Here is a 14,405-nt window from a genome sequence, read left to right on the forward strand (position 1 = left end):
AAGGGGCATAAAAAATCCCCGGTCTTAGAATCTAAGACCGGGGATCGGTGGCGGAGGATGGGGGATTTGAACCCCCGAGGGCTGTTAACCCAACACGCGTTCCAGGCGTGCGCCATAGGCCGCTAGGCGAATCCTCCAGCTATGTTTTCTACGCATTGCGTAGGCAACGAATAAAACTTTACTACGCTTTTGTGAAACATGCAAGCCCCGAATGGGAAAAGTAACAGAAAGCACATTTGTGGGTGCTTGTGCCCGTTTTTGGGTAAAGAAAAACCTCCTACGCACCCGCTGAAACCCAGGATTCCGAGCGAGCGAGGATATAAATCCTGGGTTGAAGCCGTCGAACGACAGTGAGACGGATAAGACGGGGGCGAACTACCCAGGTGCCTGATTTTGGGCATGAAAAAACCTCCTACGCACCCGTCATAGCTCGAATACCCTTGCTACCTTCCGGTCCTGGGGGAGTTTTCCAAGATAACGCCACGTAAGAGGCAAGAACCAGTGTACCGGATTTTTGGGTTCTTGGGAATTCGGCGCCTCCGCGGTATTTCTGTGGGCGTACATGACGCCGGGGTGAGCGTCCGGGCGGCGGTGTTGTGCTGGGGTGCTGTAGCAGCGTGTTCGCCGGTGACTGTCGGCCACTCGGGCCGGGGGGGGTAAAGCGTCTAAAATGGTAGGGATCGTCCTATCCGCACCCCGAGTTGAAGAGGTTGCCGTGAGCACTGCCCTTTATCGTCGTTATCGCCCCGAGACCTTTGCTGAGGTTATCGGGCAGGAGCACGTGACCGAACCTCTTATGGTCGCTCTGGAGAAGAACCGCGTGAATCACGCGTACCTGTTCTCGGGTCCGCGTGGTTGCGGTAAGACCACGTCGGCGCGTATTTTGGCGCGCTGTTTGAACTGTGCGCAGGGTCCGACTCCTACTCCGTGTGGTGTGTGCGATTCGTGCCGTGAGCTGTCGCGTGATGGTGGCGGTTCCCTTGACGTGATTGAGATGGACGCGGCGAGCCACGGTGGTGTGGATCATGCCCGTGACTTGCGTGAGCGCGCTACTTTGGCGCCGGTGCGTGACCGTTACAAGATCTTCATTATTGATGAGGCGCATATGGTGACCCGTGAGGGTTTCAATGCGCTGCTGAAGATTGTGGAGGAGCCGCCGGAGCACGTGAAGTTTATCTTCGCGACGACTGAGCCGAATAAGGTGCTGGGTACGATTCGTTCGCGTACTCACCATTACCCGTTCCGTCTGGTCCCGCCGGAGGTTCTTCTGCCGTTCCTGCAGGGTCTGTGCGATCAGGAGCAGGTGGCTGTGGAGCCTGGTGTGTTGCAGCTGGTGATTCGTGCTGGTGGCGGTTCGGTGCGTGATTCGCTGTCGATTCTTGATCAGCTGATGGCTGGTGCGTCTTCGCAGAACGGTATTGAGTATGACCGTGCGGTGGCGCTGCTGGGTTATACGCACGCGCAGCTTCTGGATGAGGTTATTGAGGCGTTGGGTGCGAAGGATGCGCCGACTCTCTTTGGTGCGGTTTCTCGTGTGGTCGCGACCGGTCAGGATCCTCGCCGTTTTGTGGAGGATCTGCTGGAGCGTCTGCGTGATTTGATTGTGGTGAAGGCTGTTCCGCAGGCTGCCGGCCAGATTTTGCAGGGTGTTCCGCAAGATCAGTTGGAGCGCCTGGCTCAGCAGGCTCAGGCTCTGGGTGAGCGTGAGTTGACGGTTGCCGCGGGTACGGTCAATGAGACTCTGAATGGTATGACGGGTGCGGCGAATCCGCAGCTTCAGCTGGAGTTGCTGTGTGCTCGTCTGCTTCTGCCTGCGGCGGAGGGTTCTGCCGGTGGTGCTGAGGTTGCGGCGTTGGCTTCTCGCCTGCAGGTTTTGGAGCGTCGCGTGGCTTCTGGTGCTACTGGTTCGGTTCCGGTGCAGGGTGGCATGTCTGCTGCTCGTGCGGCGGGTATGGCGGCGGCCGGCCTGGCGCCTAAGGCTCAGGCACCTAACGCCCCGGTTCAGGAAGCAGTTCAGGAGGCGGCTCAGCCCGCGCAGCAGCCTACCTCTCAGCAGGCTAGTGCTGGTGCTCCCCCGCTGGCGGGCGCGCCCCTGAGCGCTACACCCCTGAGCAGTGCACCTCTGGCACCGACCGCGCAGGCCCCTGCACCTCCGACTGGTGCTCCCTTGGCGGGTAACACCCCGGCGGCACCTGATGCTCCGGAGGCACCGAATGCCCCGGCATCCCCCGCAGCTAATGCCGCTGCGGCGGGCACCCCCTCCGCGCCTCTGAAGCTTAACCCGAACGATCCGCTGGCGGCAGTTCAGGGTAATTGGCGTGCCATCCTTAACCGAATGAGCGTTCCGGGTGCGGCGGAGCAGCTGATGAAGGTGCATCCCGCCCGCATGGACGGCGCGACCCTGTACGTGAGCGCCGACATTGCGACTCTGCGCGCGGTCAAGGGCTTTGTGCCCGAGCTGACCGCCCGCGTGAGTGAGTTCCTGCGCCGTCAGGTGACTATTCACGCTCAGGTGGCGAAGCCCGGTGAGCAGGTCAAGCCTGCAGTTCAGCCTGCCCCGGCAGCTCAGCCCGCGGAACCCAGTGCCCCGCCTGCGCCCAGTACTCCTCCAGCGCCCAGTGCTCCCGCAGCCCAGTCCGTAGCTCCGGCGGCTCCTGCCCCGCAGGTGTCTCAGCCGCCTGTTCAGCAGACTCCCCCGCAGCCCGTTCAGCCGGCGCCTCTGGCTGATGGTCCGCGCGGCGGTGAGGATGCGTGGCGTCGCCACGGTCAGCCGCTGACCGGCGCAAACACCTCCGAGTCCACGAGCGTGGATGCGCCCCTGGGTGCGTGGGAGGTTGCCCCGATTCCGCAGAGCGCCCCCGAGGAGGCGCCTCAGCAGACTGCCCCGGCTGCACCGCAGGTACCGGCTGGTCCGCTTGCGCCTGAGCCTCCGCTTCCTCAGCAGGTTTCGGCTGTTCAGCAGGTTCCGACTGCTCCGGCGGGCGGTTTTGGTGAGCGTGATTCCTTTGCAGCCTCCGGTAGTGGAGTCCCGCAGCAGGAGAGCACTGCTGAACCCCAGCATGTACAGGAACCTCCCTATGAGGAGGAGCCCCCTTTTGAGGATGAGCCTGCCTACTCTGAACCGGTTGAGGCGCCCACTGCACCCCCGATGCCCACTGCGCCCGCACAGCCTGCTGAGCCTGTAGCACTGGCTGGTCCGCTCGCCACTCCGGTTGAGCCTGCAGATCCGCTTGCCCCGGCGGCGGCACCGGTAGCTCCGGCAGGCCCGCTCTCTACTCCGGTTGCCCCGGCAGGCCCGCTGGCAACTCCCCCGCAGGCGGCTCCGGCCGATAACGCTCCGGCAAGCGATGAGAAGCCCGCAGCGCCGGCTCCTAGCGCACCGGCGGCACCGGCTCGCCCGGCACGCGCCGCATCCGATGAGGACTACGTCTCTGAGGATGACGAGAAGGTCGAAAACAGCACCTTCATCGGTCTGCGCGCTATCGAAAAAATTATTGGTGGCACCGTCATTGACGAACGCCCCCTGCACCAGCCCTAATACGGGGTCGTAGGTGCCGCGCCCGCCATCGCACCGATGGCGGGCGCACTCATTCTGGCCGCATACTCGCTACGCGAAACGCCCCTAAACTGTCAGGGGTTGGGTGCATACTCATAACGTCGCCCAAACAACACACCAGCACAACACACCGCATTTGAAGGAGAAGCCATGTACGAGGGAGCAGTTCAAAACCTCATTGACGAGCTCGGCCGCCTGCCGGGTGTGGGCCCCAAGTCGGCTCAGCGCATCGCTTTTCACATCCTGAATGCGGATGCGGCAGATATGGCGCGCCTAGCCAACGCCATTTCCACGGTGAAGACCAGCGTGAGCTTCTGCGAGGAGTGCGGTAACGTCTCCGAGACGAAGCTGTGCACCATCTGCCGTGATGAGCGCCGCGACCCGTCCGTGCTGTGTGTGGTCGAAGAGTCAAAGGACGTGGTGGCGATTGAGCGCACCCGTTCCTTTACCGGCCGCTACCATGTGCTCGGCGGCGCTATTAACCCGCTGGCTGGTGTGGGTCCGGAGCAGCTGCGTATCCGTGAGCTGGTGTCCCGCCTGGCGGATGAGCGCATCCAGGAGATTATTCTGGCGATGGACCCGAACCTTGAGGGTGAGGCAACCGCAACCTACCTCTCGCGCATGCTCGTGCCGCTGGGTGTACGCCTGTCGCGTCTGGCGTCGGGTCTGCCGGTCGGTGGCGATCTGGAGTATGCGGACGAGATTACCCTGGGCCGCGCATTGGAGGGCCGCCGCGTCATTAGCGAGGGCACGGCGGTGGCTCATACTGCCGCCGAGGATTTTGAGCGCGTAAACCGCGAGGAGGAGCAGGAGCGTGAGCAGGCGGCTCAGGTTCAGGCTCAGGAGGCGAAGCAGAGTCGTCGCCGCTGGAATTCGAGCATGTTTGATGACCTGGATTCTGAGGATTCTGCCGTTTCCCACGTGGAGGCGTCCGCCGTCGAGGGTGTGCAGGGCACGGTGGATGAGCAGCTGATTGAGCGGGTTCTGCAGGAGGCTGAGGAGTCCAAAAACGAGGGCTCACCCACCGATTCTGCTGAGGCTGAAACCACCGCAGAATCCACCCCTGACCTGGGCAAAGACTCCGGCGAGGACGCCCCAGTTGAGGAAGCTCCGGCGAGCGCCGCCTCCGAACCGGCTGAAGCACCCGTAGCTGAGCAGGCGGAAGATGCGCCGGAGGTGTTCCGCACCCCCGACTATGAGGAGAAGATCCGCTCGATTCAGAACGCCCCGTTGCGCACTCCGAAGCCGGATGTTCCGCCGCTGCCGGGTGTCACGTACGTGAACCCGTGGACCTAGAAACTCGCCTCCGCGGGCGTGCTGTACCCGCCTGCGCACCCCGCATCACCGCCCCGTAACACTACGTAATATTTCACGAGGCAATACACACGGGCACCCAGTTAGCCGCTTGTGCTGAACGCCGTCTACTATAAATGAGGAGCCGGTGTCTGCCGGCAGCACACAAGTAACTGACCTGGAGATATCAATGAGCCTGATCGTCCAAAAGTTCGGCGGTTCCTCCGTAGCGGATGCGGAGGGCGTCAAGCGCGTTGCCCGCCGCGTCGTGGACACTCAGAAGGCAGGTAACGATGTGGTCGTCGTGGTGTCCGCTATGGGTGACACCACCGATGAGCTGCTCGACCTTGCCGCAGAGGTCACCAGCAATGTCACTCCTTCGCGTGAGCTGGACATGCTGCTGACTGCCGGTGAACGCATTTCGACCGCCATCCTGTCGATGGCTATTAACGACCTGGGTGCTAAGGCCCAGTCTTTCACTGGTTCTCAGGCTGGCATGATTACCGACGGCGTGCACGGTTCTGCACGTCTGGTGGAGGTCAACCCGGATCGCATCCGTGAGTCGATTGAGGCTGGCAACATTGCGATTGTTGCTGGTTTCCAGGGTATGAACCGTCAGAGCGGCGATATTACGACTCTGGGCCGTGGCGGTTCTGATACGACTGCTGTTGCTCTGGCTGCTGCTCTGAACGCTGATGTGTGCGAGATTTACTCGGATGTTGACGGCGTTTTCACTGCCGACCCGCGCATCGTGCCGACCGCGCATAAGCTGGACACCATCACCAGTGAAGAGATGCTGGAGATGGCTGCTAATGGTGCGAAGATTCTGCACCTGCGCAGTGTTGAGTATGCTCGTCGTTTTAATTTGAAGCTTCACGTGCGTTCTTCGTTCTCTAACCTTGAAGGCACTATTGTGGTTCCGGAGGAGTCCGCGGAACTGACCCCCACCCATCTGAAGGAGATTCCCTTGGAGCAGCCCCTGATTTCTGGTGTCGCGCACGATCGCACCCGCGCAAAGATTACTGTTGTTGGTGTTCCGGATGTTCCCGGTTCGGCAGCTAAGGTGTTCGGCCTGATCAACGAGGCGAAGGTTAACCTGGACATGATTGTTCAGAACGTTCCGACTGACCGCCCCGGCGTGACTGATATTTCCTTCACTCTGGATCAGGCTCAGGGCCCCACCGCGCTGAAGGCGCTGGAGGCTGCTAAGGCTGAGCTGGGTTTCCAGGAGGTTATTTACAACGAGTCGGTTGGTAAGCTGTCGCTGGTTGGCGCGGGCATGAAGACTAACACGGGTGTTTCGTTCACTTTCTTTGAGGCCCTGTCTAACGCTGGCGTGAACATTGACATGATTTCGACTTCTGAGATTCGTATTTCGGTGATTACTGAGCTGAACAAGCTGGATGAGGCTGTTCGCGCGGTGCACACTGCGTTCGGTCTGGACGCTGAGGGCGAGGCTACTGTTTACGGTGGTACTGGCCGCTAGAGTTTAGCTCGTTTGTGAGCTGCACGCTTCGGGAGGGGCGGTGCTGGTTTGGTCCGGCACCGCCCCTCCCCTTTTGTTGGTGTATTTGTGGGCGTGCGGGTGCTCTACTCTAGAAGCATGAGTAGTGTTGTGTTTTCCCAGGTGATGGATGCCCGCGAATGGCGTGCCGCAGAGGCGGCGCATGAGGCGCGTGCCGGCCGCTACGCCGACCCGTTTGCGCAGCGTCGCGCCCGCCACGAAGTGCACCCCGTGGAGGATTTCCTCTTCACCTACTACACGCTCAAGCCCGGCCAGTTTAAGCGCTGGCACCCCGGCGCCGGCATCATCCTGCTGGATGCGCCCGAACGCGCCTCCTGGCGTTTTTACCGGCGCGCAACCGAGCAGGAACTCCTTGAGACTGGTTGCACTCCTGAGGTGGCGCGCGCCCAGGCGGATGCCGCCTCCGCCGTCACCGTGGACGTCACCGATTTTGTGGAGCGCCGCGCTACCGCCCTCGCCTTTACCCACGAGATCCTGCGCAACACCGCCGCTAAGAAGGGTCAGTTCGGTTGCTTCGGCATGCACGAGTGGGCGATGGCGTACAAGTCGGTGGAGAACAATATTCGCCACGACTACCTGAAGCTGCGCCTGGGTGCGGAGGGTACGGACCAGGTGGTGGAGAGCCACCGCATCCGCTGCTCGCACTTTGACGCGTTCCGTTTCTTCATGCCGCAGGCGGCGCCGATGAACGAGCTGCAGCCCACCCGTGAGACGCAGCGCGTGCTGGAGCAGCCGGCGTGCCTGCACGCGAACATGGACGTGTACAAGTGGGCGTACAAGCTGCTGCCGCTGGTTGATTCGACCCTGGTCATGGATTGTTTCAACCTGGCGTGGGATGCGCGCGAACTAGATATGCGCGCCGCCCCCTACGATATTCGTGACTGGGGCTATGAGCCGATTCCGGTGGAGACGACCGAGGGTAAGGCTGAGTACGTGCGGATTCAGCGTGGGCTGTCGGAGCGTTCGATTGAGCTGCGTGAGCGTCTGCTGCGGGTGTGCGAGCGCTATCTTCCACCCCTCGAGGCGTAAAAGACGTGATTCGAGCCTCTTAGGGTATCCACCAACCGAACACATACCCCCGTTACGGTCGTTAGTACGGTAAGATGAGATACGGCTCATACAGAACCCACGCACCCAAGGAGTGCCCACACATGGCCCGTATTGTTGTTGATGTTATGCTCAAGCCCGAAATTCTTGACCCGCAGGGTAAGGCTATTTCTCACGAGCTGCCCCGTATCGGCGTTGATTCTTTCGTTGATGTTCGCCAGGGTAAGCGCTTCGAGCTGACCGTCGAGGGTGAGGCAACCGAGGAGCACCTCGCAGCTGCCCGCAAGGCTGCTGAAGAGCTGCTCTCGAACCCCGTCATCGAAGATGTTGTGAACGTTTCGGTTCTGGAGGACTAACACCTATGGCAGAGTCCCTCGCACCTACTGAAGTCCCCCTGGTTGGCGACTTTTCTACTTACTCCCCGAACCCCGCTTTCGCTGATGCACGCGTTGGCGTGGTGACTTTCCCCGGCACCCTGGATGACCGTGACGCTGCGCGTGCTGTCCGTCTGGCTGGCGGTACCGTCGTTGAGCTGTGGCACGACGACGCTGATTTGAAGAACGTTGATGCCGTCATTATTCCTGGCGGTTTCTCCTATGGTGACTACCTGCGTGCTGGCGCTATTGCGGCGAAGGCTCCCGTGATGCGTTCGGTGATTGATGCCGCTAACGCTGCTGGTACCTCCGGTTCCGCACCCCTGCCTGTTCTGGGTATTTGCAATGGTTTCCAGATTCTGACTGAGTCTCACCTGCTGCCCGGTTCGATGATTAAGAACAATCACCGCAAGTTCATTTGCCGTGACCAGGTTCTGCGCATTGAGAATAACTCCACCTCCTGGACGAGCTACTACGCTGCTGGCCAGGAGATTGTTGTCCCGCTGAAGAACCAGGACGGTCAGTATGTTGCTGACCAGAAGACTCTGGAGGCGCTGGAGGCTGAGGGTCGCGTGGTGTTCCGCTACGTTGGTTTCAACCCGAACGGTTCCCGTAATGACATTGCTGGTATCAGCAATGAGCGCGGTAACGTGGTCGGTCTGATGCCGCACCCGGAGCACGCTGTGGAGCCTGGCTTCGGTCCTTCCTCTTCTGGTTTTGGTGAGGTTTCTCTGCGTGGTGGCGCCGATGGTCTCGGCGTGTTCACCTCCGTTCTTGCCAACCTGATTAACGCCCGCTAACGCACGACAAGGATTCTAAGAAGTTATGAGCGAAAAGCAGTTTAACCTCGACACCGTCGAGCACGCGGCGGCAACCCCGGACACTGAACTCCCCTGGGCTGAGCTGGGCCTGAAGGAGAACGAGTTCGAGGATATTAAGGAGATTCTTGGTCGCCGTCCTACCGCGGCTGAGCTGGCAATGTACTCGGTCATGTGGTCCGAGCACTGCTCCTACAAGTCTTCTAAGGTTCATCTGAAGCAGTTCGGTGCGAAGGTCACCGATGAGATGAAGAAGGACCTGATGGTCGGTATCGGTGAGAACGCCGGTGTGACCGATATTGGTGACGGCTGGGCTGTTACCTTCAAGATTGAGTCCCACAACCACCCCTCGTACGTGGAGCCCTACCAGGGTGCTGCGACCGGTGTGGGCGGTATTGTGCGTGACATTATTTCCATGGGTGCACGCCCGATTGCTGTGATGGATCCGCTGCGTTTCGGCGCGATTGATCACCCGGACACCGCCCGCGTTATTGGCGGCGTGGTTGCCGGTATTGGTGGTTACGGTAACTCCCTGGGCCTGCCGAACATCGGCGGCGAGGTTGAGTTCGACTCCTGCTACCAGGCAAACCCGCTGGTCAACGCACTGGCTGTGGGCATTATGCGCCACGAGGATATCCGCCTGGCGAACGCATCGGGCGTGGGCAACAAGGTTGTTCTGTTCGGTGCGCGCACCGGTGGCGACGGCATCGGCGGTGCGTCGGTGCTGGCGTCCGAGTCTTTCGATGACACCAAGCCTTCGAAGCGTCCTGCCGTTCAGGTGGGCGACCCCTTCGCTGAGAAGGTTCTGATTGAGTGCTGCCTGGAGCTGTTCAAGGGCTCCGTGGTGGAGGGTATTCAGGACCTGGGTGCTGCGGGTATTTCCTGTGCAACCAGCGAGCTGGCTTCTAACGGTGAGGGCGGCATGCACGTGGACCTGACCAAGGTTCTGCTGCGTGACCCCACCCTGACCCCGGGCGAGATTCTGATGTCTGAGTCTCAGGAACGCATGATGGCTGTTGTCTCCCCCGAGAACGTGGAGCGCTTCGAAGCGATCATGAACAAGTGGGGCGTGGAGTACTCCTTCCTCGGTGAGGTCACCAACTCTGGCCGCCTGGTCATCGAGTGGGACGGCGAGGTCATCGTGGATGTTGACCCCCGCACCGTTGCACACGACGGCCCGACCTACGAGCGTCCTTACGCACGCCCCGAGTGGCAGGATGACGTTCAGGCTAACCACTTCACCGGTTCGGCTGCTGACGATTCCCGCCCGCGCGGTAAGGAGCTGGGCGAGGCAATCAAGGCGTTCATGGCGTCCCCGAACATGTGCTCCAAGTCCTGGATCACTAACCAGTACGACCGCTACGTTCAGGGCAACACCGCCCTGTCCATGCCGGACGACGGCGGTGTGGTGCGCGTGGACGAGAACACCAACCTCGGTGTTGCTCTGGCGACCGACGCCTCTCCGCGTTTCACCTACCTGGATCCGTACGAGGGTGCTCGCGCGTCCTTGGCTGAGGCGTACCGTAACGTTGCGACCGTTGGTGCACGCCCCGTGGCTGTGTCTGACTGCCTGAACTTCGGTTCTCCCGAGGATCCGGACGTCATGTGGCAGTTCGCTGAGGCTGTTCGCGGCCTGGCTGATGGTTGCATGGAGCTGGGTGTTCCGGTGACCGGCGGTAACGTGTCCCTGTACAACCAGACCGGTGGCAAGGCTATTAACCCGACCCCCGTGGTGGCGATGATGGGCGTGATGGATGACGTCACTCGCCGCACCCCTTCGGGTTGGGCTCCTGAGCATGACGGTCAGGCTATCTACCTGCTGGGTACCACTCGCGATGAGCTGGACGGCTCCGAGTGGGCTCGTTTCAAGGGTCACCTGGGCGGTCAGCCGCCGAAGGTTGATTTGGCCCTGGAGCGTCAGCTGGGTGACATGCTGGTGAACATGTCTCGTGACGGCATGATTGATGCCGCGCACGACGTGTCTGCTGGTGGTCTGGCTGCGGCTCTGTCGGAGGCTTGCCTGCGTTTCAACACCGGTGCCCGCATTGGTCTGGGTGAGGTTGCTGAGCGTGACGGTCTGGACCTGTTCACCCTGCTGTTCTCGGAGTCCCTGGGCCGCGTTGTGGTTTCGGTTCCGCGTTCTGAGGAGGTGCGCTTCAAGGATATGTGCACCGCTCGCCAGTTCCCCTTCGCACGTATTGGCGTGGTGGATGCTGAGTCGAACGCTCTGGACTTCCAGGATGAGGTTTCTATTGACCTAGATGAGCTGCGTGCAGCTCACGAGGGTACTCTCGCTTCTTACTTCGGTGAGGTTGCGAAGGGCTAGTCTTCGACTAGTTTGAGACAAACGCCGAAAGGGGCGGATGCTTGTGAAAGCATCCGCCCCTTTTGTTATGCCCGTGTTATGCCCGCAGGCTTGTGCCCGCGAACTTGTGTACTAGGCGTTTAGGCGTTTAGGTTTATGCCTCGGCGACCTTGCGGCCCAGCTGCGCGAACAGGGAGGCGTTGATGCGGAAGCCTTCGATGCATTCGTCGATAAGGGCTTCGCGCTGTTCGTCGGTCATGGGTGCGTTGTCGAGCAGTTCGCGGTAGCCGTCCTTGAAAACCTTGGGCTTGGGCAGTTCGGTGAAGCGGTACATGCTCAGTGCTTCGGCGGGGATGCCGTAGTGGCGGGTGACGAGCGCTGCGACTGCCTGGCCGCCGGAGAGGTCGCCGAGGTAGCGCAGGTAGTGGTGTGCGAGGTAGCGTTCGGGGGAGTTGATGGTGGCGCGGATGCGCTCTACGTATTCTGCGGTTGCGGGCAGGGGCGCGTCGATGTCGCCTTCCTGGCCGAGTGCGCGGATGTCTGCGCGGATGTATTCTGCGCGGTCGAGGCCCGGGTGGGTGAAGGGTTCGGTGATGGGGCTGGGTTCTGCGCGGTAGTGTTCGGAGACTGCTTCGAGTGCTTCGTAGATGTGCACGTACTGGTTGATGAGGCGCAGGTATGCCTCGGTGTTGAGGGAACCGCCCATGAGGTCTTCCATGAAGGTGGAGTGTTCGGCGTTGTCGTGGACGTGCTTGGTGCTTTCCTTCAGACGTGCGGAGAAGCGTTCCTGGGTGGTTTCGGGGGCGATCACGGTCATTGTGAGTTCCTCAAGTGGCTTGTGGGTGAACAATAAATGTTTTAGTGACATGATGTCACCAAAACCTGACAATGACATATTGTCACCAAAAATCGGTTTTGGCAATAGTTTTCAAAAACTTTTGCTAAGGTATACCTCATGCACAAGTCACCCTAGGCATTAAGTTACACAAACATAAGCTAATAAGGCTAGACTTGATACGAACACCACAATCACAAAATTCAAGGAGACACCGAATGTCTACCCCCTCTCTCCCCAAGCGCACCTGGGCGTTCTTGGCTTCAGCAACCATTGGTCTCAGCGGCGTCGCCGGCGTACCCGCAGCCTTCGCAGCTGAAACCAACTCCCACATCAGCGCCGGTGAGGTAACCGCAGCCTCAGAGCAGAGCCTGCAGGACGTCACCGTCAATTGGGGCCTGAAGAAGTCCTTCCGCTCTTACATCAACGGCGCCTTCTCCCAGGGCTCCCAGGAACTGACCGGCGTCACCACCAACGAAGACGGCTCCTACCACTTCACCTCCGCCGAAGGCACCGTAGCCAACGGCGAATACTCGGTCACCTTCACCGGCTCCTCGATTCACTACACCGCACACCACGGTCTGCTGGAAGTCATCATCTCGGACCTCTCCGTCACCATTAAGGACGGCGTGGGCACCGTGCGCGCCAACGTTCAGTCGCGCCCCTACAACGGCAACACCGCCCCGAACGACCTGGTCGAGACCAAGAACATGACCATTGGTACTTTCAACGCCTCCGGTCTGAAGGTTGAGGGCAACACCATCACCCTGCCCAGCGTGGACGAGGAAAACGGCACCCGCGTCAAGCTTGCCGAAGAGGCAACCGGCGCCTTCGCGGGCTTCTACAAGGCAGGCCAGGAGCTGGATGCGCTCAGCTTCTCCGCAACCATCGTGACCAAGGAAGCACCCGCACCGACTGCAAAGCCGAGCCCTGAGCCCAGCAGCGAGCCGACCGCAGAGCCCAGCAGCGAGCCCTCCTCCGCACCGACCAGCGAGGCACCCAAGCCCGCAGAGCCTAAGCCCGCAGAGCCCACTTCTGCAGCGCCGAGCGCAGCCCCCACCTCCGCGGCACCTTCCTCCCCCGCCGCAACCACCGAACCCAAGCGTGAAGAAAAGGTCACCGGCAACGTCGTCGAGTCCGGCACCCTCAGCTGGGATATCCGCGAGTCCTTCCTGAAGTACCTGACCAGCTTCGCGCACGGCTCCGTGAACGTTGAGGGCATGGAGAAGACCGCGGCTGGCGGCTTCAAGTACACTCAGGCATCCGGCGTGTACAACCCCGAGACCAAGACCGGTCAGATCAACTTCGCGGGCACCGCAGAGTTCACCGGCCACAACGGTCAGCTCAAGAGCACCATCAAGAACATGCGCCTGGTCGTCGTCAACGGCAAGGGCACCCTGGTCGCTGACGTTGACGCGCTGACCCGCGACGGTAAGTCCGTTTCTAAGACCGGCCTGGCTATCGCCGAGGTGGACCTCTCCGGCGCGAGCGTGAAGGACGGCGTTTTCTCGGCGCAGAACGCAGCAGTCGCGCTCACCGCTGAAGGCTCCGACGTGCTCTTCGCGGGCCAGTACCGCGGTGCCGACAACGCCATGGCACCGCTGAGCTTCTCCGTAAAGCTCAGCGAACAGACCGCGGAGAACACCGTTGAGGTTCCCCGCGTCTCTGAGAACAAGTCCTCCGATAACAAGGGTTCTGAGAACGGCTCCTCCGATAACAGCTCCTCGAACTCCTCCGGTAACTCCGGCGCTAACGGCTCCGGTTCTAACGGTTCGGCAGGCACCTCCGGCAGCGTTTCTAACGGCGGTTCCTCCTCGAACGGTTCTGTCAGCAACAACCCGGCACAGCCGGTCTGCGTACCCGTCACCCGCACCCGCGAGGTGCAGGAGCAGGGCGCATCCGACGGCACCATTAAGAGCGCAAACCTTGGCTGGGGCGTGCGTGATTCATTCCGCAACTACGTGCGCGGCGGCATCGCGAACGGTAGCTGGGAGCTGAACGGCACCTCCTACTCTTCGGATGCGTTCAACTGGTCTAACGGCACCGGCACCTTCAAGGGCGGTAAGGGTTCCATCTCCTTCAGCGGTTCGGTTCGTTTCACCGGTCACCACGGCATTCTGGACACCACCATTGCGAACCCGCGCCTTGAGATTAACGGCAATTCCGGCACTCTCTACGCGACCATGAACAGCAATGACCCCTCCGGCAAGGCAACTAACTACGGTGAGGTGGCACTGCTGAAGGTGGATCTTTCGGGTCTGCAGAGCTCCGCTGACGCTGTGAGCGTCAACGGTGCGGCAACCACCCTGACCGCTGAGGGCGCGAAGGCGTTCGCTGGCTTCTACGACGCCGGTAAGGACATGGCTCCGCTGAGCTTCTCCGCGGCGATTAACGGCGCGAAGACCACCACCAAGACCGTGTCCGAGACCGTCTACGAGGGTGAGGGTTGCGACCCGGTCACCGGCAAGCCTCTGGCTTCCACCGGTGCCTCCGGTGTTGAGGGCACCCTGGTTGCAGGCTTCATCGCTGTTGCAGCCGGTGCGGGTACCGTCGTGTACACTCGCCGCCGCAAGAAGGCATAACGGCACCTCACGAGGATGCCCACACTGTGGGCTCGCCTGTGAGACTCAACCATGAGGTTCACCGGTGAGC

9 protein-coding genes, 1 tRNA gene and 1 other RNA gene are annotated in these 14,405 nt (G+C 61.0%); 8 read left to right on the forward strand and 3 right to left on the reverse strand.

Features of this window, described 5'->3' with window-relative positions:
• Window positions 1–48: 48 nt before the first annotated feature.
• Window positions 49–137, reverse strand: a tRNA-Ser gene (locus tag RM6536_RS02825).
• Between the two features lie 263 nt (window positions 138–400).
• Window positions 401–497, reverse strand: an RNA gene (gene ffs, locus RM6536_RS02830) — signal recognition particle sRNA small type.
• 218 nt (window positions 498–715) lie between these two features.
• Between ffs and RM6536_RS02835 the strand changes: the two genes are divergently transcribed.
• From RM6536_RS02835 to purL, 7 genes are all read left to right on the forward strand, one after another.
• Window positions 716–3,538, forward strand: coding sequence for a DNA polymerase III subunit gamma and tau (locus RM6536_RS02835; protein ID WP_060823955.1), 2,823 nt, complete (start codon window positions 716–718; stop codon window positions 3,536–3,538).
• 168 nt (window positions 3,539–3,706) lie between these two features.
• Window positions 3,707–4,852 (forward strand): recombination mediator RecR, encoded by a 1,146-nt coding sequence (gene recR, locus RM6536_RS02840; RefSeq protein WP_060823956.1) that lies wholly within the window; start codon window positions 3,707–3,709, stop codon window positions 4,850–4,852.
• Between the two features lie 187 nt (window positions 4,853–5,039).
• Entirely contained in the window at window positions 5,040–6,335 is a 1,296-nt protein-coding gene (locus tag RM6536_RS02845; protein ID WP_060823957.1) for an aspartate kinase, read from the forward strand.
• Between the two features lie 117 nt (window positions 6,336–6,452).
• A complete protein-coding gene (locus tag RM6536_RS02850) occupies window positions 6,453–7,403 on the forward strand; it encodes a hypothetical protein (protein WP_060823958.1) in 951 nt (316 codons plus the stop codon).
• Between the two features lie 122 nt (window positions 7,404–7,525).
• The gene (gene purS / locus RM6536_RS02855) at window positions 7,526–7,777 is read left to right on the forward strand and encodes a phosphoribosylformylglycinamidine synthase subunit PurS (RefSeq protein ID WP_005507194.1); all 252 of its coding nucleotides are present in this window, start codon (window positions 7,526–7,528) and stop codon (window positions 7,775–7,777) included.
• Between the two features lie 5 nt (window positions 7,778–7,782).
• Window positions 7,783–8,595, forward strand: coding sequence for a phosphoribosylformylglycinamidine synthase subunit PurQ (gene purQ, locus RM6536_RS02860; protein ID WP_060823959.1), 813 nt, complete (start codon window positions 7,783–7,785; stop codon window positions 8,593–8,595).
• Window positions 8,596–8,620: 25 nt separating this feature from the next.
• A complete protein-coding gene (gene purL, locus RM6536_RS02865; RefSeq protein WP_060823960.1) occupies window positions 8,621–10,939 on the forward strand; it encodes a phosphoribosylformylglycinamidine synthase subunit PurL in 2,319 nt (772 codons plus the stop codon).
• A gap of 133 nt (window positions 10,940–11,072) precedes the next feature.
• Here purL and RM6536_RS02870 read toward each other — a convergent pair whose 3' ends face one another.
• Window positions 11,073–11,735 (reverse strand): heme oxygenase (biliverdin-producing), encoded by a 663-nt coding sequence (locus RM6536_RS02870; RefSeq protein WP_060823961.1) that lies wholly within the window; start codon window positions 11,733–11,735, stop codon window positions 11,073–11,075.
• Window positions 11,736–11,971: 236 nt separating this feature from the next.
• On the opposite strand from RM6536_RS02870, the gene RM6536_RS02875 reads away from it, so the two are divergent.
• Window positions 11,972–14,335, forward strand: coding sequence for an HtaA domain-containing protein (locus RM6536_RS02875; protein ID WP_060823962.1), 2,364 nt, complete (start codon window positions 11,972–11,974; stop codon window positions 14,333–14,335).
• Window positions 14,336–14,405 lie beyond the last annotated feature (70 nt).

The organism is Rothia mucilaginosa (assembly GCF_001548235.1).
Lineage (GTDB): Bacteria > Actinomycetota > Actinomycetes > Actinomycetales > Micrococcaceae > Rothia > Rothia mucilaginosa_B.